17 protein-coding genes are annotated in these 24733 nt (G+C 70.2%); 10 read left to right on the forward strand and 7 right to left on the reverse strand.

The features are described 5' to 3' along the window. Positions 1–33: 33 nt before the first annotated feature. Complete coding sequence (locus LPA41_RS36745; RefSeq protein ID WP_229075899.1) at positions 34–6360, forward strand: PKD domain-containing protein; 6327 nt, start codon at positions 34–36, stop codon at positions 6358–6360. A 77-nt stretch (positions 6361–6437) separates the two neighbouring features. Here the strand turns inward: LPA41_RS36745 and LPA41_RS36750 are convergent, their stop codons facing one another. Beyond that, positions 6438–7814 (reverse strand): ricin-type beta-trefoil lectin domain protein, encoded by a 1377-nt coding sequence (locus LPA41_RS36750; protein WP_229075900.1) that lies wholly within the window; start codon positions 7812–7814, stop codon positions 6438–6440. A gap of 244 nt (positions 7815–8058) precedes the next feature. Between LPA41_RS36750 and LPA41_RS36755 the strand changes: the two genes are divergently transcribed. Further along, positions 8059–8763 (forward strand): GntR family transcriptional regulator, encoded by a 705-nt coding sequence (locus LPA41_RS36755; protein ID WP_229075901.1) that lies wholly within the window; start codon positions 8059–8061, stop codon positions 8761–8763. Between the two features lie 17 nt (positions 8764–8780). On the opposite strand, the gene LPA41_RS36760 is transcribed toward LPA41_RS36755, so the two are convergent. Next, positions 8781–9512, reverse strand: coding sequence for an alpha/beta hydrolase (locus LPA41_RS36760; protein WP_229075902.1), 732 nt, complete (start codon positions 9510–9512; stop codon positions 8781–8783). Between the two features lie 185 nt (positions 9513–9697). On the opposite strand from LPA41_RS36760, the gene LPA41_RS42575 reads away from it, so the two are divergent. Next, entirely contained in the window at positions 9698–11164 is a 1467-nt protein-coding gene (locus LPA41_RS42575) for an aminotransferase class I/II-fold pyridoxal phosphate-dependent enzyme (RefSeq protein ID WP_304523819.1), read from the forward strand. Positions 11165–11240: 76 nt separating this feature from the next. Here the strand turns inward: LPA41_RS42575 and LPA41_RS36775 are convergent, their stop codons facing one another. Further along, entirely contained in the window at positions 11241–11693 is a 453-nt protein-coding gene (locus tag LPA41_RS36775; RefSeq protein ID WP_229075903.1) for a hypothetical protein, read from the reverse strand. 145 nt (positions 11694–11838) lie between these two features. Between LPA41_RS36775 and LPA41_RS36780 the strand changes: the two genes are divergently transcribed. Then, a complete protein-coding gene (locus tag LPA41_RS36780; protein ID WP_229075904.1) occupies positions 11839–12495 on the forward strand; it encodes a 1-acyl-sn-glycerol-3-phosphate acyltransferase in 657 nt (218 codons plus the stop codon). Between the two features lie 4 nt (positions 12496–12499). Here the strand turns inward: LPA41_RS36780 and LPA41_RS36785 are convergent, their stop codons facing one another. Then, entirely contained in the window at positions 12500–12808 is a 309-nt protein-coding gene (locus LPA41_RS36785; protein ID WP_229075905.1) for an STAS domain-containing protein, read from the reverse strand. 109 nt (positions 12809–12917) lie between these two features. Continuing rightward, positions 12918–13370: a hypothetical protein gene (locus LPA41_RS36790; RefSeq protein WP_229075906.1), complete on the reverse strand. Its 453-nt coding sequence runs from the start codon at positions 13368–13370 to the stop codon at positions 12918–12920. An 85-nt stretch (positions 13371–13455) separates the two neighbouring features. Here LPA41_RS36790 and LPA41_RS36795 point away from each other — a divergent pair, with 85 nt between their 5' ends. From LPA41_RS36795 to LPA41_RS36805, 3 genes are all read left to right on the forward strand, one after another. Next, positions 13456–14070 carry an RNA polymerase sigma factor gene (locus LPA41_RS36795; protein ID WP_229075907.1) on the forward strand — a complete coding sequence of 205 codons (615 nt, stop codon included), beginning with the start codon at positions 13456–13458 and terminating at the stop codon, positions 14068–14070. Position 14071: 1 nt separating this feature from the next. Continuing rightward, positions 14072–14917: a hypothetical protein gene (locus tag LPA41_RS36800; RefSeq protein WP_229075908.1), complete on the forward strand. Its 846-nt coding sequence runs from the start codon at positions 14072–14074 to the stop codon at positions 14915–14917. Positions 14918–15047: 130 nt separating this feature from the next. Continuing rightward, positions 15048–17078 (forward strand): Ig-like domain-containing protein, encoded by a 2031-nt coding sequence (locus tag LPA41_RS36805; RefSeq protein ID WP_229075909.1) that lies wholly within the window; start codon positions 15048–15050, stop codon positions 17076–17078. A gap of 97 nt (positions 17079–17175) precedes the next feature. Here LPA41_RS36805 and LPA41_RS36810 read toward each other — a convergent pair whose 3' ends face one another. Further along, positions 17176–19407: a discoidin domain-containing protein gene (locus tag LPA41_RS36810; protein ID WP_229075910.1), complete on the reverse strand. Its 2232-nt coding sequence runs from the start codon at positions 19405–19407 to the stop codon at positions 17176–17178. A 659-nt stretch (positions 19408–20066) separates the two neighbouring features. Here LPA41_RS36810 and LPA41_RS36815 point away from each other — a divergent pair. Genes LPA41_RS36815 through LPA41_RS36825 form a run of 3 tightly spaced genes read left to right on the forward strand, consistent with a single transcriptional unit; the run spans position 20067 to position 22388 of the window. Beyond that, complete coding sequence (locus LPA41_RS36815; protein ID WP_229075911.1) at positions 20067–20459, forward strand: GntR family transcriptional regulator; 393 nt, start codon at positions 20067–20069, stop codon at positions 20457–20459. Further along, positions 20456–21406: an ABC transporter ATP-binding protein gene (locus LPA41_RS36820; protein ID WP_229075912.1), complete on the forward strand. Its 951-nt coding sequence runs from the start codon at positions 20456–20458 to the stop codon at positions 21404–21406. Before LPA41_RS36815 ends, LPA41_RS36820 begins: the two co-directional genes overlap by 4 nt. A 49-nt stretch (positions 21407–21455) precedes the next feature. Continuing rightward, the gene (locus LPA41_RS36825; RefSeq protein ID WP_229075913.1) at positions 21456–22388 is read left to right on the forward strand and encodes a hypothetical protein; all 933 of its coding nucleotides are present in this window, start codon (positions 21456–21458) and stop codon (positions 22386–22388) included. 152 nt (positions 22389–22540) lie between these two features. Here the strand turns inward: LPA41_RS36825 and LPA41_RS36830 are convergent, their stop codons facing one another. Next, entirely contained in the window at positions 22541–24730 is a 2190-nt protein-coding gene (locus tag LPA41_RS36830) for an MMPL family transporter (RefSeq protein WP_229075914.1), read from the reverse strand. Between the last annotated feature and the right edge of the window lie 3 nt (positions 24731–24733).

The following is a 24733-nucleotide window of genomic DNA, read 5'->3' on the forward strand; positions in this document are numbered from 1 at the left end:
GTGCGCGGCGGCACGTCGATCCCGGAGAATCTCTTGTCAGCGAAACTCGCGCGCCGCCGGTTCCACCGGTTCGCCGGGCTGCCGGTGCTCATCGCACTGTCCGCCGCGGCGATCGTCGCGCTCCCAGCGTCACCCGCCGTGGCCGCTGAAACTCCACCGTCGCCGAGCGGCCCCAAACTGGTCGACCTCGGCCCGCTCGGCATCCCCGGGAGAGGTGTCGGCCGTGTCTCGGACATCAACAACAAGGGTCAGGTCGCCGGCGTGGTCTGGACCGATTCCGGGCCGCACGCCACGATCCTGGAGTACGGCGCCCGGACCGACCTGCAGGGCGACCTTCCCGCCGGCGCGACCAGCAGCGAGGCGGTCGGCATCAACGACGCCGGCCTGGTCACCGGCCGGGTGGGTGGCGTAGGCAAGGAGAACCAGTCCTTCCGGTGGAAGGGCGGCAAGGCCGAGCTGATCGACCCGAGGATGGCCCGGGCCGTGAACGAGAAGGGCCAGATCGCCGGCGACGCCTGGGTCCTCGAGCCGGACGGCGAGATCCTCGACATCTCCGCCTTCAAGAACCAGTACACCGAGGTCGCGGCGATCAACAAGGGCGGCGTGGTCGTCGGTGTGGCCGACACCACGCCGGAGGGTGGCCTCGACGCTCCCTTCGCGTTCCGGACGGTGCCCGGACAGCCGATCGACCTGAAGAGGGACCTCCTCAAGTACGTGGGCCGGACCCTGGCCCGCGACGTCAACGACCGAGGACAGGTGGCCGGCTACGGCACCGACCTGAACGGCGGCTACGTCCCGCTCATCTGGGACGCCGGCACCCCGGTCGCCCCACCGGCACCACTGGGCGGCACGGCCGCCGGGATCAACAACGCCGGCACCGCGGTCGGCATGATCCGTGTGCCCGGGGGCCAGCATGCCGCGATGTTCGAGAACGGTGGCACCACCGACCTCAACACCCTGATCCCGGCCGACTCGGGCTGGACGCTCACCGACGCCCGGGCGATCAACGACCGCGGGCAGATCGCCGGCGTCGGCCGGCCCGCCGGCGCCGAGGTGGACCACGCGTTCCTGCTCGATCTGACGCCGCAGGGGCCGACCGTGGAGTCGCTGACGCTGGAAACCCGCAGCTACCCCTCGACCGAGTGGAAGCCGGTGGACGCGGGCGGCACGATCGACGGCAACCGGGTCCGGATCACCGTGCGGACGAGGAATCCCAACGACTACTTCCTCTTCAGCAAGCTGCGGCTCAGCGAGAGCGTCTCGGGCAAGGAACTGCCCGGCGGTACGCGGGACGTGGTGCTCGGGCCCAAGGAGACGGTGACCGAGCAGATCGAGTGGGACACCGCGGGATACGCCTGGGACGAAGGTGCCAAGCCGGCGTCCGACCGTACCGTCGTCGCCCAGCTGATGACCGGTGACACGGTGCGCGACGGCAAGAGCGCGCCCATCCTGATCCAGCCCAAGCCGGCCATCCTGACCCACGGCTACAAGAGCAACGCCGCCAGCTCGTGGGGCGCTTACCAGCCGATCCTCACCAAGGGGCATCCCCTGCTCAAGGGGTACGCGGTCGGTGACGGCCAGGCCACGGGGACGATGAACACCGGCAGCGAGAGCGCTCCGTACGCGGGCACCTTCACGATCCGGCAGAACGCTCAGCAGCAGGCGCAGTACATCGAAGGCGTACGGCGGAAGACCGGCGCCGAGCACGTCGACATCGTGGCCCACTCGATGGGCGGACTGATCTCCCGGCAGTACATCCAGACGGAGATGCCGGCCTCGACCGACGAGAAGCCCGTCGTCAACCGGTTGATCCAGCTGGGCACACCGAACATGGGCTCGCCCTGCGCGGACACCCTGATGGACCTGCCCATGCTTCCCGTCGTGGGTCTGCCGGCCATCCCCATCCCGTTGCTGCCGGCGACCCTGCAGCTCACCCCGCGGTACGTGAACGAGGTCTTCAACACCCAGATCACCGACCTCAAGGGTGTCGTCGTCTCCAACATGGTCGGCCACGGGATCACGGTGCCCTGCTTTCCCTTCCCGGACGGCGACATCGTCGTGCCGGTGAAGAGCGCGCAGTTCACCTACCAGGACATCCCCTACACCGACACCATGCACACCGAGATGACGGAGTCCGCGAAGGACTTCGAGGACTACGTCAAGCCGCGCCTGGCCTCGCTCTCCACCGCCGAGCCCCGGCAGAAGAGGAGCGCCGCGGCGGCTTCCGACGCCGACTCCGGGTCGGTCAACAGCTTCGCCGCCCCGGCCGCCGAGGTCTCCCCCGGCGCGACCGAGACGCTGAACCTCGACGTGCCGGAGGGCACCGCGTTCGGCGTGACAGGCGCGCTGCCGCCGACCGTCGGTGTCACCCTGCGCAAGCCGGACGGCACCGTGGCGGCGAGCTGGGCGCCGAACAGCGACCAGGCGAAGCAGCCGATCCAGTCGCTCGCCGTGGAGAAGCACGTCGCGGGCGGATGGACCGTGGAGGTGACCAACACGGGCACCGAGAAAACCCGGGTCGCCCTGGCCGCGTGGGTGGCCGGCAACGACGTGAAGGTGTCCGCCGAGGCGGAGGCCGACGACGCCGGCCGGGTCACGCTCACCGCGAAGGTGTCCCGGCCGGGAGGCACGGTGACCGCGATCGTGACCGACGAGAAGGGTGTGGGCAAGGCCGTCGAGATGACGGACGAGAAGGGCGACGGCACCTTCCGGGCCGTCACCGAGGCCCTGGCCGACGGCGGGTACGCCGTCACCGTCCGCGCCGAGACCACGGCGGGCCTGCGCGTCACGCACACGTCCGTGCAGGTGCAGCGGCCCGACACCCGGGAGTTCCGGCTGGAGGTCACGCCGCAGCCCGGCGGGACGGTCAGCATCGACCCGCAACAGGACGTCTACCGCGTCGGCACGAAGGTCACCCTCACACCGAAGGCCGAGGGCCCACGCATGCCGATCGGCTGGACCGTGAACGGTGTGGCCAAGCCGGCCGGGAAGCTCACCCTCACCATGGACCGCGACCACGAGGTGGTGGCGAAGTTCGGCGGGTACTCGGTGACCGAGCTGGGCGCCGCTCCGGGGAGCGAGGCGAAGTACACGTACGCCACCGGCCTGAACGACAAGGGGCAGATCTCGGCATCCGTGACCCTCGGCGAGTCCTCCGGGCCGGCCAACGACCAGCTTTCCCGCGCGGTTCGCTGGGAGGGCGGCAAATTCACCGAGCTGCCCTGCGAGGACGGCGTCAGCCGGTGCAACTCCTACGGGTCCGGCATCAACGAGGCCGGTGACGTGGTGGGCTCGTCCTCGACCACTCGCGGAGACCACGCGACCGTCTGGTCGAAGGGCACCGTCAAGGATCTGCACACCGCCGCCATGCAGAGCAGCGACAGTTCCGGCAGCGCCATCAACGACAACGGTCAGGTCGTCGGATCGGCGACCCGGTACAACGCCCGGTTCTCCGAAACGGTCGTCTGGTCGAACGGAGGCTTCCGGCGTCCCCCCGAGTCGCCGCAGTTCATGGCCAGGGGAAACGGAAGCATCAACGGCAAGGGAACCGTGCCCGGTGGCTATGTCACCGCCTCGAACATCGTCGACGGACCGTACGAGTGGATGCCCGCCGTGTATGAGAACGGCCAGATGACGAAGCTGCCGGTTCCCGAGTGCGAATCCGAGTTCGAGCACGGCACCGCGGACGACATCAACCATCGCGGCGACATCGTCGGCAGCTACGACTGCTCGTCGGACGCCGAGATATGGGACCACGCCTACCTCTGGAAGGACGGCGAGCGCACGGATCTCGGCGCCGGCGCGGCCAAGTTGATCAACAACTCCGGCATGGTCGCGGGCCTCAGTGTCGTCGGCAAGGAGTACAAGCCGGCGCTCTGGCTCGACGGCACTCGGTACCAGCTGTCCGACCTGCTCAGCCGGCCGATTTGCGCCGGCCCACTGGCGGACGGCCCGTGTATCACGGTCGAGCAGATCGTCGACATGAACTCCTCGGGCGAGATAGTGGTCCAAGGCGAGACCAGGGAGGGGCGCATCAACGGTCAGCGCGTCTCAGAGCACCGCTCGTTCCTGCTCCGCCCGACCTCGGAGAGCGCGGACCTGCGGGTCAGCCAGGCGGTGTCGTCCCTGACGCCGGCACCAGGCCAGCCGGTGACGTGGACGACGACGGTGACCAACCTCGGTCCCGGCGCGGCCACCGGCGTGCGCGCCGACGTCACCGTGCCCTCCCGGGCCCCGATCCAGGACTGCGAGACCACCCGGGGCGCCTGCAAGAAGACCGGCGACGTGGCTCGGACAACCATCTCCACCCTGCCGGCCGGCGCCACGGCGACCATCACGGTCACCGGCCGGGTCGACGCCAAGCTGGCGGAGAACGAGCAACTGACCAGCTCGGCCACGGTGCTCAGCCTCGCCGTGCCGGACCCGGAGCACGCGAACAACACGGCGTCCACGACGTCGGTCGTGCACAACGTCCTGGACCGCAAGGAGATCGCCTTCGCCGACCCGGTACGGGTCAACGCCTCCAGTTACGAGGTGCCGGTGACCCTCACCAACCGGCTGTCCACGCCGATGAAGCTGCTCGCGATCGGGACGACGGGCCCGTTCCGGCAGACGAACTCTTGCCCGGTCGAACTGCAGCCGGGCGAGAAGTGCGCGATCCAGGTCAGCTTCGCGCCGACCGAGATCGGGCCGGCCACCGGTCAACTGCGAATCAGCACCGAGGAGGGCGCGCCGCCGACGTTCACGGTGTCGCTGTCCGGTAGGGGCATCGAGTCCAACCACCCGCCGGTGCCGAAGGACCCGGAGGAATGGCAGCAGGGAGTGGTCGGCAAGCCGATCGTCGTGGAGATTCCGTTCACCGACGGCGACACCGGCGACACGCACACCGTCGTCGCGGACTGGGCGGACGGCGGAAAGGGGCAGACCGAGCTGATCCAGAAATCCGGTGGCGGCACGATCCGGGTCAGCCGGACCTTCGAGGAGGCGGGCGAGTACTCCGTGTTCCTCACGCTCAAGGACTCGAAGGGCGACACCGCCTACACGTCGATCGGTTACCTGATCGCGCCGGGTGGGGCCGACGCGGCCCCGGAGATCGCGGCCGGACCGGACGCCGAACTGACCGCCGGTGAACGGTTCCAGCGGACCGTCACCTTCACCGACCCGACCTCCACGTCGTGGAAGGCCACCGTCGACCACGGCGACGGAACCGTGCGGAGTCTGGACCTCGACGCGCAGGAGCTGGCCCTGGACCACACCTGGGCGAAGCCCGGCGCCTACCCGGTGACGATCACCGTCACCGACGACGGCGGCCTGTCCGCGACGGCCCGGTTCACCGTCACGGTGACGCCGGCGCAGACCCCGAACACGGCCCCCGCGGTCGAGTTCAGCGGTCCGGCCTCGCTCACCGAGGGCGGCACCTGGATCGCGAAGGGCACCGTCGTCGACCCGGACGCCGACACCTGGTCGGTCACCGCCGACTTCGGTGACGGCAGCGGTCCGCAGCCGGTGCGGCTCGACGGCAAGTCGTTCGACCTGAGCCACGTCTTCACCGACGACGGCGCCCGCACCGTCGAGGTCCGGGTCACCGACGACAAGGGCGGCAACGCCGCCGGCACCCGGCAGGTGAAGGTGGCGAACGCGGCTCCGGCCGTCACGCTGACGGCGCCGGCCGCCGGTGCGGTGGTCGCGGTCGGTGGCACGGTGCGGCTCGAGGCGGCGTTCACGGACGCCGGCGTCGCGGACACGCACACCGCGACGTGGGAGATCGGCGGGAAGACGTACGACAGTGGCCTTGCCGGCAGTGGTGGCAGCGGCGTCGTGAGCCTGCCGCACGTGTTCACGAAGGCCGGCCGCTACCCCGTCTCGGTCACCGTCTCCGACGACGACGGCGGACGCGGAACGGCCGGGAAGATCGGCGAGCAGAAGGCGTACGTGCTGGTCCACGACCCGGCATCCGCGATCGTGGGCGCCGGTGTGACGGCCTCACCGAAGGGTTCCTGCACGCTCGGCGCGTTCTGCGGGCAGGCCTCCGCGGCGACGTTCGCCCTGCACGCGGCGTACCCGCGGAAGGCCACCGCACCCGTCGGTGAGCTGCGCTGGACGGCGGCCGGGTTCGACCTGCGCAGCAGCTCGTTCACCGTGCTGGCCGCCGCGGACGGCACCGCGGTCCTGCGCGGCGCCGGCCGGGCGAACGGGTCGGACGTGACCTTCGAGGTCACCGCCACCGACTCGGGCCGTCCGCTCGACCGCACCGACTCGGTACGTCTGGTGGTCACCTCCCGCACCGGTCAGGTGATCTACGACAACGAGCGGGACGGCACCCCGAACCCGGTGCTCGGGGTGGTCCGGATCAGCGACTGAGTCGACTGAGACAGTGGAAGGGCCCGTCTCCGACGTCGGAGGCGGGCCCTTCGCGCTGTGCCGGTACTACTTCCCCGTCAGATCTTTCCCCAGATCTGGTTGGCGGTGCCGGCGCAGTCCCACAGCTGCAGCGCGGCGCCGTTGCTGCCGACCCAGTCCTTGATGTCCACGCACCGGCCGGACGAGACGTTGACCAGGGTCCGGGCGGAGGTGAGGGTGAACCGCTGCACCGGGTTGGCGTTGCAGTCGGCCAGCTGGATCGGCGTGCCGCCGGTGAGGGCACCCCCGGCCGGGTCCATGCACTTGCCCATCGCGCGCACGGTGCCGTCCGCCGCGAACGTCCATTTCTGCGCGTCGGTGCCGTTGCAGTCCCACGTCTGCAGGCGTACGCCCGCGTTTGCCTGTGCGTTCGGGATGTCGATGCAGCGGCCGCTGAAGTTGGACTGCAGCATCGTCGCGCCGGAGGCGGGCGGCGTGGTCGGCGGCGTCGTCGGCGGGTTGGTGCCGGGCGGCACGCCGGGGTCGCAGTCGTTGGTGGTGACGACACTGTCGGCGTGCGTGGTGTTCCCGGACCGGTAACCGTTGATCGCCGCGGCTGCCTGCGCCGGGCTCAGCACCTGCTTCTTCGCGTGGTAGACGTAGTCGACCGACTGGAGGTAGGTGCTGGCGCCGCCACCGGTGTGCCCGGCCAGGTCGATGAACCACTGGTTGAAGTCGATCGACATGTTCTGGCGCGGGTAGACCTTGCCGGAGTGGTCGCCGACGAGCGTGCCGTCGATGTAGTACTTCACGTGCCCGCCGGAGACGGTCGCCATGACGTCGTGCCAGCCGTTCAGGCTGCGGGACTGCTGACTGTGCTGGTTGTCGGCGTACCAGGGATCGGCGACGTAGGTGTACCAGGTGGTCTGGTAGTTGACCGGGCCCGGGTCGCCCCAGCCACCGTTGGGCAGGTACTCGGAGAAGTCCATCTCGGAGTACATCGGGTCGCGCGGGGCGGCCAGCGGGGAGATCGTGTAGAAGGTCTGGTTCACGTGGTCGCCGTCCGGGCCGCTGACCGGGGCGTCGGCGAACTTGATCCGGGCGAGGTAGGTGCCCTCGAAGAAGCGGCGGTTGCTCTGCGAGAACTCGGCGTGCGACGTGCCGCCCGCGGTGCCGTCGGTGACCGCTCTCAGCTGGGCGACCTTCTGCCCGTCGACGGTCGGGAACGAGACGTTGTCGGCGAGCCAGCGCGCACCTGCCACGCCCGGGCCGCCGGCGTTGCTCCGGATGCTCCAGCCACGCTGGCCCAGCGCCGCGTCGGTGCGGGACGCGTAGTTGAAGTCGTCGAAGAGGACACCGCAGCCGACGGCGGCACTGCTCTGCGGGGCGGCGGCCACACCGATGCCGGTGAAGGTGGCGACGGTCGCGGCGAGGGTCGTACCAATGGCGATCTTGCGGGTTCTTGTAAGTCCCATGGGGGTGGGCTCCTTGACCAGTGGTATGGAATTGGACCGCCCGGTCACCGTCGTGCATCGCAGCGGCCGACGTCAATACCATTCGGGAAAGTTTCTTTCCAGTGTCCGGATCGCTGCTCGCGGGCCTCATCAGGGTCGACAGGACGGGCACCGGACGGAACACTGTCCACGGCAGACCAGTGGACAACTTCTGGCAGACGCGCGGGCCTGCGCCGCGCGGCATCCGAGAGGCGATGGGGACGCTATGCGGCGCGCTGAGGTACGGGACAGACTGCGCGAGCTGATCGACGCACGCGCCCCCGGTGACCCCATGCCGTCGGAGCGCTCCCTCTCCGAACACCTCGGCGCCTCCCGCCCCACGGTCCGAGCCGCCATCGACGACCTGGCAAGCAACGGCCTGCTGGTCAGACAGCACGGACGGGGCACGTTCACCAGCCCTCACAAGATCACGCAAGAGGTGCCGTCCGCGTCCGACCGGCCCGTCCCACCGGCCGACGGCGACTGGACCAGCGAGGTGCTCGAATTCCGCACCGAACCGGCGGGCGCCCGGCTGGGCCGGCGGTTCGAACTCTCCCCCGGCGACGACCTGCTCCACGTCCGGCGCCGGCGCATCGTCGACGGCGGCCCGATGGCCCTGGAGTCGATCCGGCTGCCCGCCGCCCTGGTCACCGGCATCACCGCCGAGGACTTCGTGGCCGGTTCGCTCTACCGCCTGCTGCGCGAGCGCTACCGGGTGACCGCGACGGACGCCGTGCAGACCATCGAGCCGACGGTCACCGACATCGAGGAGGCGCAACTGCTGGGCGTGCCGTTGCACTCGCCGGCCCTGCTCTTCGAGCGGACCACCCGGGACGACGCCGGCCGGGTCGTCGAGTTCACCAGGTCGATCTACCGCGGCGACCGCTACCGGATCACCAGCCGCCTCACGCTGGGCCCCGACTCCGGCTGAACAGCCCGGCCCGCTCGTCATCCACCGGGCCGGTCACCCCGGGCCGGCAACCACGCCGACGCGCGCCGCACGATGTCGTCCGGCACCTCGTGGCCACCGCGGAACTCCTCGTAGGTGACGTCGTAACCGGACGTGCGCAACCGCGGCACCAGGCGCCGGCTGCACCTGTCGATCGGCAGCACGCGGTCGTCGTCGCCGTGCGAGATGAACACCCGGGGCGCGCCGTGCGTCACCATCGGCGCGGCGAAGCCCGGCGAGAACGCCAGGATGCTGTCGAACAGGTCGCCGTTGGTCAGGCCGAGCGACAACGCGTACGAGGCGCCGTCGGAGAAACCACCGACGCTCATCCGGTCGACCGGATAGCCGCCGAGTACCTCGGACAGCACCCGGTCGAGTCGCCGCACATCGGTGCCGAACCCCGCGGAGATGACGTCCCAGGTCGACCCGGCCGACTCCGGGGCCACGAGCAGCAGCCGGAGGCTGTCCGCGACCGGGAGCATCAGTTCCAGGCCCTGCCGGGCCGAGCCGCCGGCACCGTGCAGCAGGACCACCAGACGGTACGGCCCCGCGTCGACCGGCTCCGGCACATACGTGAGCGCGAGCAGGCCGCCGCCGGGCTCCGCGACAGCCGCCGGCCCGGTGCGGGTGGCGTGGTCGACGGGAGCGCTGAGACGTACGCTCAACCGGCCGTGGCGGGAGTTCTCCTCAGGTCCGCCGTGCGCCTGCCCCGGTTCCTCGATGATCGGCACAGGCCCCTCCTCGAAAGCCGCCCGGGGCTCAGCCCGGCGTCTCGTCCGGCACCAGTGCCGCCCGCATACCCCCGGGCCGGCGTCTCATTCCCGGCAGATGGGGCGCTCCGGCCTCCGTACCGCCAAGGAGTATGCCCTTGTCATCCGGGTATGTCCTGGTGAGCAGCTATCGAGAGGGAGACAGCATGGTCGACCATTCCCGCGTACCCGTGCTCGAAGCATTGCAGGAGTTCCGCCGCCGCGGTGACGTCGTCTACGGACCTCCCGGGCACAAACAGGGGCGCGGCGCCGACCCCCGGGTGATCGACGTCCTCGGCGCCGGAGTGTTCGCCTCCGACGTGCTGTCACTCAACGGGCTCGACGACCGCCGCCAGTCCCAGGGCGTGCTGGAGCAGGCGCAAGAACTGATGGCCGACGCCGTCGGGGCCGAGCACGCGTTCTTCTCCACCTGCGGCAGTTCCCTGTCGGTCAAGACCGCGATGCTCGCCGTCGCCGGCCCCGGCGAGAAGCTGCTCGTCTCACGCAACGCCCACAAGTCGGTCATCGCCGGGCTCATCATCAGCGGCGTCGAACCCGTCTGGGTGCACCCGCACTTCGACCCCGACTGGCAGGTGGCCCACCCGCCGGAGCCCGAGGACGTCCGTTCCGCGCTGCGCGCCCACCCCGACGCCAAGGGCATGCTGCTCATCACGCCCACCGACTGGGGATCGTGCGCGGACATCGCCGGCGTGGCCCGGGTGTGCCACGAGCACGACATCCCACTGATCGTCGACGAGGCGTGGGGCGCCCACCTGCCGTTCCACCCGGACCTGCCGGCCTGGGGCATGGACGCCGGTGCGGACCTCGTCGTCACCAGCGTGCACAAGATGGGCGGCGCGATCGAGCAGTCGTCCGTCTTCCACCTGCGGGGCGGCCGCATCGACCCGACCGTCCTCAAGCAGCGCGAGGACCTGCTCGGCACCACCAGTTCGTCGTCACTGGTGTACGCCACCCTCGACGGCTGGCGCCGGCACATGGTGGAACACGGGGAAGAGCTGCTCGGTGGAGCGCTGCGACGCGCCGAGCGGATCCGCGCCGGTGTCACCGGTCTCGACGGGCTGCGGCTCATGGGACGCGAGGTCATCGGTACCGGCGGCGCCGCCGACATCGATCCGCTACGGCTGACCATCGACGTACGCGGCTTGGGCATCAGCGGCTACCAGGCCGGCGACTGGTTACGTGCCGGCTGCCAGGTCGACGTCGGCTCCGCCGACCAGTGCCACGTCGGCGTCCAGATCAGTTACGCCGACGACGACGACACCGAGCGCCGGCTGCTCGACGGCCTGCGCAGCCTCGTCCGCGACGCCGGCCGGTTCGAGAACCAGCCGCAGGCGGACCTGCCCGCACCCCGGACCTTGGAACTGGAGAGCGTCATGTCTCCGCGGCAGGCGTTCTTCGGCCGCACCGAACAGGTACCCGTCGACGACGCCGCCGGCCGGATCGCCGCCGAGATGATCAGCCCGTACCCGCCCGGTGTACCGGTCCTCGTGCCCGGCGAACGCATCAACGAGGCCGCGCTCGACTACCTGACCACCGGGGTACGGGCCGGCATGCTCGTCCCGGACGCCGCCGACCCGGCCATGAAGACCGTGCGCGTCGTCGCCGGCCACTGAATCCGCACTGCCGGCGCCTGCCGCCCCCTGAGCGCGCTGCCGACGCCTGCCGCCCCTGAGTGCGCTGCCGGACGCATCAGCCGGTGACCGGCAGCGCGGGCTCCGCGTCGGGCTCGGCCGGCTCTGCGGGTTCGGCGGGCTCGGCCGGCTCGGCGGTGCTCACCCCCGCCCGGCGACAGGTGTCCAGCAGATCGGCCGACGCGACGCGCCACGCCCGGTCACCGGCATCGGCGCTGCGTCCCATCGCCGCGGCGCTCTCCACCAGCGCCGCGCTGTCGCTGCGCCACGCCAGCCGCTCCACCGAGTCGGCCAGCCGCAACCGGGCCGGCGTGTCGGCGGCCCGCCGCCAGCCCGACCGGAACTCCGCACAGGCCTCGCGGCCGCTCGGGTCCAGCCCGGCCGTGGAGGCGCTCGCGGGCTCGGCCGCGAGCGAGGACCGTTCATCACAGCCGGCCACCGCGAGCATCGGCGGAATCAGCACGAAGGCAGCGATACCGCGGCGCCACCGGAAGCCCGTCAACACGCTCATGGGGCCCGCCTTACCCACCGCCCCGGCGGGCCTCGCTCAAGTCACCCGGTCGAGGCTGACATCGTCGCGTTGCTGAGCGCCGCTCCACCTGTTAGACAAGGCCGGTGAGTCGCCGTTCACGCGGCCTGAACAGTGAGAGTGAGCCATGGAGCGCAACAGTTCTGCCGCCGCGACGGACGACACCGCCGGCCGGATCCCGCCGGTCTATCGCGCGGTCATGGCGGCGGCGGGACCGATCGTACGCTGGTGGGGCCGTCTCGAGGTGGAAGGCTTGGACAAGCTCCCGACGCACGGCGCGACGATCGTCCCGGCCAACCACGACAGCGCCTGGGACCCGGTGGTCATCGCCCACGCCGCCCGCCACCGCCGGCAGATCCAGGCCCTCGCCAAGGCATCGTTGTGGAAGAACCCGCTGCTCCGCTGGGTGCTGGACGGGATGGGACAGATCCCGATCCGGCGCGGCCAGGCCGACACGGACGCGCTGGACGCCGCGGTGCAGTGCCTCTCGGACGGCGGTTGCCTCGGCATCTTCCCGGAGGGCAGCCGTTCGAAGGGCCGGCAGCTGCGTGCCCGCAGCGGCGCCGGCCGCCTCGCTCAGACCGTGCCGCAGGCCCGCATCGTCTGCGCGGCGGTCTCCGGAACCGTGGACATCGCCCGCTTCCCGCGTCGCCCCCGGCTGAAGGTGACGTTCTTCGAACCCACCCCGCCGCCGCCGGGGGAAACCGCACTGCAACTGTCGACGAGACTGACCGCCGAGCTCCGCGCCGTCGCGCCGGTGGCGCCATCGGGACGCGACTCGTGAAGCGTCAGTCGATCGGTGTCCCGGTGATCTCCAGGACCCGGCGGGTGATTCCTCGCGCGTTGAGAACCCGCATCCGGATCCCGGCCGTGTTCGCCCGCGCGTAGGCCTCGGAGAGCGCACGGACACCGGAGGCGTCGCAGAAGACCACCTCGGCGAGGTCGACAAGCACCTCGGCGAGGTCGCGGCGTGCCAGCAACTCCCGCAGGGACGCCGCGAGCGGTTCCACCGTCGCCATGTCGATCTCACCGGTCACGGTGAGCCGGACGGAGGCGCCCGGCACCCACGGCTCGCCGTGTGGCACGCCTTGCGGCATCGGCAATGCTCCCCCTCGATCGGCCTCTCAGGTTAGGAAGCCGGGACGGAGAGATCAAAGCGAATGCGGAGAATCGCGCAGTGAGCATTATCAACCGGTCATCGGGGGTTCAGCAGTAACAAAAACACCCGCCGCAGCGCTGTCCGGTCCGCCCGCCGGAAGAAGCAGGCATCAGTCGCCGCCGGGCACGAGGATGCCTTCCGCGACCTCCTCGAAAACGTAACCCCACCACGCCTCGTCGCCACGAAAAGCCCGGGCGTCCAGCTTCCTCAGCGCCGTCCGGGCCGACATGCCGGACCTGACCGTCGCCGGAGCGGGCCAGGTAGGCGCCGGCGTACTCCTGCTCGTTGAGCCCGAGATGGTGATAGCCGGTGCCGTCCACAGTGATCCGGCCGAGGAAAGAGTGCCCGGTGCGGTAGAACATCCCCTCGATCTCCACCGGGAGCCCGACGCTGCCGAGCAGGGACAGGGCATCGGCGGGGAGGTCGGCGGTCACGTCGGCCCGCACCGCGGCACCACCCCGCCACGGATCCTGCCCGATCGCAGGGGCAACGTCGGTCATCGATCAACTCCCGGGCTGTCGGAGCGGCGATGGTAGCCCACAGCTGACCCCGGGTAGCGTGCTGCTGTTCTCGAGGGGGCCGGCTTTGCCGAAGGACGACGACCTGGCCGACGCGCTCACCGCGGCACGCGCCGGCGACGAGCGCGGATTCGCCGTGCTCTGGCGGGCACTGCATCCGGCGGTGCTGCGCTACCTGCGGGTGATCGCCGGCGACGCGGCCGAGGACGCCGCGTCGGAGACCTGGTTGCAGGTCGCTCGTGACCTGGACCGGTTCACCGGTGACCCGGCCGCGTTCCGCGGCTGGCTGTTCCGCATCGCGCGGCACCGCGGCATCGACGAGCATCGCCGCGCCGACCGGCGCCGCGAGGACCCGGCGGAGATCGTCGACGCCGGTTCGACGGGCACCGACGCCGCCGCGGAGGTGATCGAGGAGAGCGGGACCGCCTGGGCGCTGAGCCGGGTCGCGCTGCTGCCCGCGGACCAGGCGGAAGCCGTGATGTTGCGGGTGGTGGCCGGGCTCGACGTCGCCGCCACCGCCCGGGTTCTGGGCAAACGGCGCGGCGCGGTGCGCGTCGCCACCATGCGGGGCCTGCGCCGGCTGGCCGCCGATCCGCAGGTCCAGGTGCGGGCCGACCGTCCGCGCCACGACTCCACCGAGGCCGACCGTCCGCGCCACGACTCCACCGAGAAGGTGCAATAGGATGCGTGCCCTGATCCGTGCGTTCCGGAGCTGGCGGACCGACCGGCGCGCCCTGGACGAGGCCGACCGGCTGGTCGCGGACGCCACCGGCACCAGCACCAGCACCAGCACCGGGCTGGACCATCTGCTCGAAGCGGTCCGCGCCCCGGCCACCGCCGGCGAGCTGAGCGGCGAGCAGGCGATGGTCGCCGCCCTCGCCGCGGAACGCCGCCGGGCCATGTCGGCGCCGGCACACCCCGCACGGGTACGCACCCGCACCATCGCCGTGGCCACCGCGGCGGCAGTGGCTGTCCTGACCGCCGGCGGCACCGCTGTGGCGGCACGCGGCGGCAACCTCCCGGCCGGCGTCCAGCAGGAGGCGCACCGCCTGTTCTCGGAGCTCGGCGTGCCCGCGCCGGCCACCTCGAAGCCAAGTCCCGCGCCCCGGCCGGCCCGCTCGTCCGGCCCGGCACCCACGCCGGCCGCACCACCTCCCGTCACCGCATCGCCCTCGACCACCGCACCGCCCTCCGCCACCGCATCGTCCTCAGTCACCGCGTCCCCTTCCGGAGCGGCGTCGCAGGCCGGTTGGTGCGCGCAGTGGCAGACGGCCGCCGACGGCGGCAGGCCGATGAACGGCCGTGACCGCCGCGACCTGATCGCCGCCGCCGGCGGTGCGGACGCCGTCGCAGCGTTCTGCGCCTCGGCGACCGGGTCGGCGTCGCCCGCCACGAGCAGTCCCACCGCCACGGAGAAGACCAGCCCCGCCCCTACGCGGAAGGCCGGCCCCGCCGCCACGAAGAAGAGCAGCCAGACCGCCACGCCGAAGAAGTCGAAGAAGCCGCACCCCAGCAGCAAGGCCAAGTGACCGGCGCCCGGCCGCCGTGATGTTGACCCCAGGTTCGGCTCCGGGACCGAACAGGACAGTGCGAAGCGGCGTCGATCTCTAGGATGCACGTGCCCCGATTCTCACATCGGGGTACACGGGAGGAACTTCGATGAACACCCCTTCGGTCCGGCGTGCCCTCGTCGCCCTGGCCGCAGTGACCACCCCGCTCGCGCTCGCCGCACCGGCGCAGGCCGCCGCCGTCCGGCCGCTGGTCGCCGGCGCCGACACCACGGTGAGCGCGGCGCCCGGCGGCGTCTTCACCGCCCAGTTGTCGGTCACCAACATCGACTCGGTGGCGGTGGACGGGACCGGGCTCTGGTTCGGCGGGCTCGGCGACTACCAGTCGGCGACGCGGTACTCGAACTGCACCTACGACATCCACGACAACCTTCAGTCGTGCCGGTTGGCGCTCACTCTGGAACCGGGCAAGACGTACCGCGCGGAGTTGCCGCTGCGCGTCCCGGCGGACGCGTACGCGCCCGGCTCGCGGAAGGTGAGCTTCGACTGGATGACCGGCAAGAACTACGACCTGGTCACGGGCCCCGCCAAGCCGGGCACCGGTGAGGAGCTGCGGCTCACCGAGGACACCGCGCCGGGCCCCCGCCACGTCACGTCCTGGCAGACGGTGAACCTCGACGTCACCGGCAACCAGGGCGCGGACCTGGTCGCCTCCGGCGGGAAGGTGTACGGCGCCGCCGGCGAGACGGTCCAGCTCAAGCCGGCGGTGCGTAACAACGGCCCGGCCAGCCTCGACTGGATCAGCAAGGGCGTCTCCCCCGGTCAAGCGATCGTGACGATCCCGCCCGGCACCTCGGTGGTGACGACGCCGTCGCTCTGCAAGGCGACGTCCGACGCACAGAAGTACGCCTGCGAGACCACCAAGCTCTTCACCGTCGGCAGCACCAACTCCTGGCCGTTCAACCTGCGCATCGACCGGGTCGTCCCGGACGCGACAGGCACCGTCGAGGTCAACCCGGCCTGCGACTGCGAGCGGTTCGCCGACGACCTCGACAAGTCGAACGACACGGCGTCACTGGTCGTCAACCCGGCACCGACGGCTCCGGGCAACAAGGACACCAATCCGCCGGTCGTCGCCTCGACCGGCCTGACCGAGGGTCAGTGGATCGGCCGGTTCCACTACGTCACCCCGGCCTGGTCGGACGATGTCGCGGTGACAAAGGTGCAGGTGCTGGTGAACGGCACCGTCACCAAGACCTGGACGGGCACGCTGCCCCGCGAGTTCCTGGTGGAACCGCCCTCCGACGTGCACAACCGGGAGGCGCGGGTCACGGTCCGTGCCTTCGACGCGGCAGGAAACCACGGGGACCGGACCACCACGGTACGAGCGGACGTGCTCAGCCCCACCGCGACGATCACCCCGGCGTACGGGACCCGCGTCACCGGCACGGTGCCGATCCGTCCCACCGGCGTCGAGTCCGACACCGTACGCATCGAGCTTCGCGAGTGGGGCGGCAAGGTCGTCGGCCGCAGCACCGCGGCGCCGTGGACGATGAACTGGAACACCCGCGGCGGCGCCAACGGTGACCGGTGGCTGGAGATGCGGGCCGTCGACCGGGCCGGCAACGTCTCGTTCGCCATGGGCGAGTACTACGTGGACAACGCCGGCCCGTCCGTCACCGCCATCACGCCGGGCAACCGGGCCCTGGTCCGCGGCAGTGTGCGGACCACCGCCAAGGCCTCCGACCCGAGCGGCATCCGGTCGGCGCGGGTCACCGGGGCCAAGGCGACCAGCTCGCCGTGGGCCTGGACGGTCACGCCGAAGGCTCAGGGCAACCATACGATCGAATGGGTCGTGACGGACAAGCTGGGCAACACCACGATCGCCCGTCGCGTCGTCGTCAACGACACCGTCGCTCCGGCGCTCAAGCTCACCAAGGCACCGGCGAACAACGCGAAACTGACGAAGTCGACGACGCTCACCGCGGCCGCCAGTGACAGGAACGGCATCGCGAAGGTGCAGTTCCTCGTCAACGGCAAGGTCGTGGCGACCGACGCCAAGGCCGCTTACCAGTTCACGCTGAACCCGAAGAAGTACGGCAAGAAGTTCACCGTGCAGGTTCGTGCGTACGACAAGGCGGGGAACAGCAAGACTCTCGCCAAGCGCACCTACCGCCGCTGATCCGACAGGTGACGGCGGCGGCCACCCGGTGCTCATCGCACGGGTGGCCGCCGCTTTCACATCGGTACTACGTCGAGGTCAAGCCGTGGGCTGACGGTCAGGGGTACGCCACGACCTGGCGCGGGGTGGTGTTGCCGGCCGGGTTGGGGACGGCACCGCCGGTGTCGTTGACGACGTTGGCGATGGTGCCGACGTCGCCGAGCGAGACGGTGAGGATGCTGCGGAGCCGGACACCGGGCCGGACGGGCACCTCGAACGCCCGGTCCACCCGCACACTCGGGTTGACGTTGAAGTAGGCGTACGAGCCGCCGCCCCAGAGTTCGTGGTCGGTGACGTTGTCGGCGACCTTGTAGGCGGCGTAGCCGTTGCCACGGGGACCGATCCAGGCGGCTTGGTTCGGTACGTCGTACGGCTTCTCGTTCTGGAAGAAGATCGTCCGGCCGCGGTTGCCGTTCCAGATCACCTCGTACTTCTGGTAATGCTCGACGAACAGGCCGGTGGCGAGGACGTCGTCGCCGTTGACAATGAGGCCGGTGTCGCCGGTGTTGACCGTCCAGCCGGTGGGCGCCCCGCCGTGGTCGGCCCGCCAGGCCCAGATGTGGTCGATGATCGTGTCGTCGCTGTGCACGGCGAGGGTGGTGGTGGCCCTGCCCTGGACGCTGCTGCCGATGCGGAAGAAGACGTCCTGCAGGCTGATCGGGTTGGCGGCGTGGTCGGTGTGGACGCCGGCCCGTCCGACGCTCATCAGCGTCGGGCTGTTGGCCGTCCCGGCGTCGAAGGTCAAACCGCTGACCTTGACCCCGTCGACGTCGGCGACGTTCAGCGCCTCGACCCCGTTGGTCGGGATCAGGGTCGGGAAGCCGATGCCGGTCACCACGGTGTTGGGGCGGGTGACCCGGATGGTCTCGCTGAGCGAGTAGGTGCCGGGGGTGAAGAACAGGTTCAGCCCCTGGGCGAGCGCGGAGTTGATCCGGGCGGCGCTGTCACCGGGCTTGGCGACGTAGAACTCCCGCATCGGGATCGAGGTGCCGGCGGTGTTCGGCCAGCTGGCGCCCGCGGAGTTGCGCCGCAGGGCGGGCACGAAGACGCGGTACAGGCCGGCGTTGTCCACGTACAGGAAAGGCTTCTCCCGGGTGACCGGAGTGGTCGCCAGGGTGGTGTGCGGCGGGTTCGGGAACGCGTTCGGCGGTGCGCCCTGCACGCCCGAGTAGACCATGTTCCAGACGCCGCCGTCCCAGCGCCCGATCCGGCTGTCCCGGGTGTACCACTGCTGCTGGGAGCCGGAGGAAACGGTGCCGTCGACGACCGAGTCGGCGAGGTAGCCGCCGCTGGAGTAGCCCTGCCCGTTGTCCTGGTTCGAGGGCGCCAGGGTCAGGTTGCCCTTGACGTGCACCCGGCGCATCGGGGCGGCCTGCGAGACGGCCCAGCGGTTGGTGCCGCCCTCGGGCACGATCGACAGGTTCTCCATGCTGCGCCAGAAGTTCTGCGTCGCGTTCGACTCGTCACCGAAGTTCCAGCCGGAGTCCACGTTGACCGCGCCGTTGATCGTCACGTCGTCGGGGTTGAGGCCGAGACCGGCGAGGGTGGTGTAGAAACCGACGTTCGCCCACACCCGGCCGTAGCTGCCGGGCTTGAAGAGGAACACGTGGCGCTGGGCCCCGAACTGCGCGGTCGGGCTGCGCAGCTGCGCGTTGAACGCCTGGTCCACCGCCGACTGGATGGTCGACGCCGGCGTGGACGGATCGAAGATCCGCACGTTCGGGCCCAGGTCGGGGGTGTCCGAGGTGGGGAGTGCCGGGCCCGGAGTCGTCGGGCCGGAGCCGCCACCGAAGACCTGGAACTCCCAGAGCGAATAGCCGTACGGGGTGGCCCGCGTGGTGCCGTTCATCCGCACGAACCGGCCGTTGCCGGTGGCATTCAGGGTCTGCACGCCGGCCTTGCCGGTGGTGACCGGAGTGATGTTCGTCCAGGTGGTGCCGTTCTCCGAAGTCTGAATCGTGAAGGCCGAGGCGTACGCCGCCTCCCAGTTCAGCACGACCTGGCTGATCGAGCGGGTGCTGCCCAGGTCGACCTGCAACCACTGCGGATCGGCGAACGCGCTGGACCAGCGGGTGCCGGCGTCACCGTCGACCGCGGCGCCCGCGGTGAACCCGTTCTCGACGGACGAGGCGGTGGCCGGCTTGCCCTGCGACAGCGGGAGGTCCGCGGCGCTCGCGTTGGTGGCGACCGAGACGACGGTGATGCCGAGCGCCGCGGCGAGGACGGCACTGAGCACGACCCGGCCGCGGTGCCGGAGTCTCTGCGGGGGTGGGGAAGTCAGGGGTGTCATGTTCCTGCCTATCGACCTGAGTGCCGCGCGTCCATGGGGGCGGACGCACGGTGGACGGGGGGAGCGAAAGCGCAGTACCGAGCGGAGAGCGCTCTCTTGGAGTGTTACGCCCCTGTTGCCGATCGTCAATGTCCCGGCAACAAAAGATCCGCGCAGGCCGCCGCAATGGGCCCTTACCGGTGCAGTCCTGGATTGATTTGAGAAAACTCGCGAAAAAGTGTTCTCCAAGAAACTGTTATGCCGAGCCTTAAGCGTGGTTGGCCCGTAATGAATAGCTACCGGAGGGGCTGAGGCGCCACCCGCAGGACCTCGGAACCTTCTCCCACATCGACGGGCAGGACATCCCGCGCGAGTACTGCTCCCAGTGCGCTGATCGGCAGCCGTTGCGACCCGCTGCCGATCACCGCTTCGAGCTGCCTGAACATCGTCCGACCACGCCTTCACCTGACGAAGCAGGATGACGGAGTCCTGTGCCATGGAAGATGGTCGGGCACTGAGCACCTTGGTCCAACGCCATGCATCCCAAGGACACGAAACGACCCTTTCATCTGAAATCGTCCGAGTCACGCCCCGGGGCGGCACGAATCGGACGGGCTTGACAAGACCTGACATGTCACGCAGAGTTTCACTATTCCCCTAGTGAAGGGGGGCGAAGTCCGATGATCGTTTTCTATCTGGACCGAGGGTCCGGCGTCTCCACATACCTCCAGCTGGTGCACCAGGTGAAGCACGCTCTCCGGCTTGGCCTGCTGCGGCCGGGGGATCAACTCCCGACGGCCAAGGAGGTCGTGACACAGCTGGCCATCAATCCCAACACGGTGCTGAAGGCATACCGAGAACTTGAGCGCGACGGCCTCGCTGAGGGGCGCCCAGGCCAGGGCACCTTCATCCGCCGCTCGCTCGGCGAGGCCTCGGCCTCCGACCGCGCGCGGCTCAGCGAAGAACTGTCGGCATGGGTGAACGCCGCCCGGCGCGCACGGCTTGACCAGGAAGACATCGAAGCGCTCTTCGCCTCGGCACTGAACGCCTCGTTCCGAAGGGAAACAGCATGAAGGATGTCCACCAGCTGAGCAGTGCCCCACGGCGCGAATCAACGAGCGGTCAGGCACCGAATGCGTTGGAGGCGACCGGCCTTTCCAAGCAGTACCGGAAGGCTTGGGCATTGCGGAACGCCTCGTTCGCGGTACCGGCGGGGCGAGTCGCTGCCCTTGTCGGACCCAACGGCTCGGGTAAGACCACCCTGCTCAACATGGTGGTCGGGCTGTTGTCGCCGACCAGCGGTGAGGTCCGGGTCTTCGGTGAGACGGTGCGGCAGGACGCAGAGGTGCTGTCCCGCGTCGCGTTCCTGGCTCAGGACAAGCCGCTCTACGACAGTTTCACCGTCGCCGAGATGCTCAAATTCGGTCGCGTCATGAACCCACGCTGGGACGACGAAATGGCTCGGCGGCGTCTGGACGAGCTGGGCATCCCACTGAAACGGAATGTCAGCAGGCTCTCCGGGGGCCAGCAGACCCAGGTAGGTCTGACCGTCGCGGTTGCCAAGCGCCCACACCTGCTCGTGCTCGACGAACCGCTGGCCGACCTCGACCCGGTCGCCCGGCATGAGGTGACCACCAGCCTGATGGCAGCGGTCGCCGAGACCGCGATGACGGTGCTGCTCTCGTCACACGTGGTACCCGATCTGGTGGACACCTGCGACTGGCTGGTCGTCCTGAACGGTGGCCGGGTGCAGGTCAGCGGCGATATCGATGACCTGCTGGCGAGCCATCGGATGGTGGTCGGCCCGGCTGACGGCGCCGAAACGGTGGCGGGGCGCCTTCCCGTCGCGGCCCGCAGCACGTCCGGCCGACAGGCGACGCTTCTGCTGCGGGGACCGGCGTCCCTGCCGGATCCGCGATGGACGGAGCGACCAGTGCGCCTCGAGGACCTGGTTCTCACATACCTCCGTGACCCGGACGCGTCAGCGCTACCAGCTCCGAGCTTGATCCGGGCACACTGAGAGAGGGAAGACGATGGTTTGGCTCACCTGGCGGCAGCACCGCGCCCAAATGCTGGCGACGATCGGGCTTCTGGGCGTGCTGGGCGTCCTGTTGCTGGCCTCCGCCATCGAGACGACGCAGTGGGCGGCCGCCAACGCCCCTGCCGGGTGTCCCGGCCTCGATCCGATCTGCCGAAGCTTCAACCGTGGCATGTACGAACGGTACGACCTCGTCTACCAGGTGGTCGGCTTCCTGCCGCTGATCGGGCCGGCCCTGATCGGGGCCTTCTGGGGCGCGCCGCTGGTGGCCCGGGAGATCGAACGCGGCACGTTCCGGCTGGCGTGGACGCAATCCGTTCCCACCAAGCGCTGGGTCGCCGTAAAACTGGGCATGCTCTCGGCTGCCGTGGTGCTCGCCGGAGCGGCCCTGTCCATCATGGTGACGTTGTGGAACGGCCTTTTCCACGGCGCCTTTCCCGACACGTCGCTCTCCAACCCGGGCAAGTTCAATGTCGTCGGTCTGGCGCCGGCCGCCTGGTGGCTGTTCGCCTTCGCGGTGGGCGCGGCGGCCGGAGCGCTGATCCGCCGCACCATCCCGGCGATGGCCGTCACCGTCGCAGTGATCGCCGTGGCGTTACCGGCCATCATCATCAGCCAGGACTTCTACGCGGCGCCGGCCGAGGTGATCGGCGTGGACCGGGACACCCTCATGAACAACGGCGACATGATCGTCGAGGAGAAGTGGATCGGCCCGGACGGTCGTGACATGACGGTGCCGACAGAGACGCTCTGCCCGCCCGCGGGCGGCACGGACGCGTCCGGCAGCCGGGCGGAGATAGCGGAACAGGACTGCTTGGCGGCCAAGGGATATCAGATGGTCTTCGACGTGCAGCCGGTGAACCGCTTCTGGCTGTTCCAAGGGATTCAGGCCTTCATCCTGGTCATTGCCGCTTGTTTCTGCTTGGCGCTGGCGGTATGGGGAACGCTCCGCCGCCGCACCTGATCGGCATCATCCATGTGGGCGAGCGGTGCTGGGCTGCCTGCCGGCTCGGCTGCCCAGGCCCGGATCAGCACCAGGCGGCAGCGCTGCTGACCCGGTCGTCCACGCTGATCTCAAGGCCGGATCAGCGCCCGAACGGCAGAGCCGACACCCGTTCAAAGCGCTTTCTCGAGTTCGCTCCGCGCTTCGCTCCGGGCCAGTCGCCCGGCCAGCCGCTCACCTTCGACGTCGACGTCCGGCAGGATCCTGTCCAGCCACCTCGGCAGCCACCACGCGGACCTGCCGAGCAGCGACAGCACAGCCGGGACGATGGTCAGGCGGACCAGCAGGGCATCGACCGCGACGCCGAACGCGAGCGCGAACCCGAGTGACTTGATGATGATGTCGTCGGCGAGGACGAAGCCCGCGAAGACGCTGATCATGATCAGTGCCGCGGCGGTGACGACCCGGGCGCCGTGCTTCAGGCCGGACACGATCGCCTCGTCCGGGGTCGCGCCGTGCACGAACTGCTCCCGGGCCCGGATGATCAGGAACAGTTCGTAGTCCATCGCGAGTCCGAACAGGATGCCGATCAGGAAGATCGGGATGAAGCTGACGATCGGGCCGGTCGACGCGATGCCGACAACGCCGGTCAGGTTGCCGTGCTGGAAGATGAAGACCAGGGCGCCGAACGACGCGGCCACCGACAACAGGAAGCCCACCGTCGCCTTGATCGGCACCAGAACGCTGCGGAACACCACCATGAGCAGTACGAACGCCAGGCCGACCACGACGGACAGGTAGGGCAACAGCGCGTCGTTGATCTTCTCCGACACGTCGATGTCGACCGCGGTCCGGCCGCTGACAGCCAGGGTCGCGCCGCCGGTGGCCGCGGTGAAGTCCGCCTGCCGGGCCCGCAGGTCGTGCACCAGTTCCTTGGTCTCTTCGCTGGTGGGGCCGCTGCGGGGAATGACGTTAAAGGTGGCGGTGTCGCCGGCCTGGTTCGGCTCCGGCGGGGTGACGAGCACCGCGCCCTCGAGACCGGAGATGAGCTGCTGCGCGCGCTCCCCCGCGGAGGTGACCGTGCCGGCGGCGGCCTCGACCACGATGAGCAGGGGGCCGTTGATGCCCGCCCCGAAACCCTCGGCGAGCTGGTCGTACGCCTTGCGCTGGGTGGACGCCGGTGACGCGGTGCTGTCGTCGGGCAGAGCCAGCTCCAGGTCCAGTCCCGGGATCGCGACGACACCGACGGCGGCGACCGCCAGGATCAGCGCCGGGATGCGGTGCCTGATCACGCCGCGGGCCCAGCGCTCGCCGTACGGCATCTTGCGGGGTTTGTTGTCCTTGCCGTTGCGTTGGGCCTTGGGCAGGACTCTGCGGCCGGCGAAGCCCAGCAGGGCGGGCAGCAGCGACAGGTTGACGACGACGGCGACGGCGACCGCACCGGCGGCGGCGACGCCCATCGCCGCCAGGAACGGGATGCCGACCACCGCGAGCGCGGCCAGGGCGATGATGACGGTCAGGCCGGCGAAGACCACGGCGGATCCGGCGGTGCCCGCGGCACGGCCGGCGGCCTCTTCGCCGTCGCGGCCGGCGGCGAGTTCGTAGCGGTAGCGCGACAGGATGAACAGGGCGTAGTCGATACCGACGGCCAGGCCCAGCATGGTGGCGAGGTCGGCGGTGTTCGAGGTGAGGTCGAGGAAGCCGGTGGTGATCTCGATGCCGAGCAGGCCGATGGCGACACCGATGACCGCGGTGAGCACGGGCAGGCCCGCGGCGATGAGCGAGCCGAACGTGATGAGCAGGACGACCGCGGCCACGAGGATGCCGAGGGCCTCGGCGGCGCTGTCGGCCTCGGCCTGCACGGTGACTTCGCCCGAGTACTCGACGCCGAGGCCGGCGTGCCGTGCGGCGTCGCCGGCGGCGAGCAGGGCGGCGCGGGAGGTGGCGTTCACCTCGGTCTCGTCCACCGCGTAGGAGACGCTGGCGTAAGCGGTCCTCCGGTCCGGTGCGATCGTTCCGGACCGGTACGGGTCGGCGACCGCCGTGACCTGAGGTGCCTCACGCAGGGCGGCGATCGTGGCCTGCACGGCCGCCTGCTGGTCCCGGCCGGTCAGCGTGGCGTCGCCGGGGACGGTGAACACCACCCTGGCCGAGGCGGTGTCCGCGCCCTCGCGGAACTTGTCCGCCACCACGTCCAGCGCCTGCAACGACTCGGTGCCGGGGATGGACAACTCGTCACTCGTCGGCCCGGACAGGTGGGCCGCCCCCACGCCGAGCAGGCTCAGGAGAAGGACCCACACGGCAAGCGTCAGCCGGCGGCGCCGGAACGAATATCGCCCCCAGCGGTACAAGATGGTCGCCACGAG

The organism is Actinoplanes sp. DH11 (assembly GCF_020873875.1).
Taxonomy (GTDB): domain Bacteria; phylum Actinomycetota; class Actinomycetes; order Mycobacteriales; family Micromonosporaceae; genus Actinoplanes.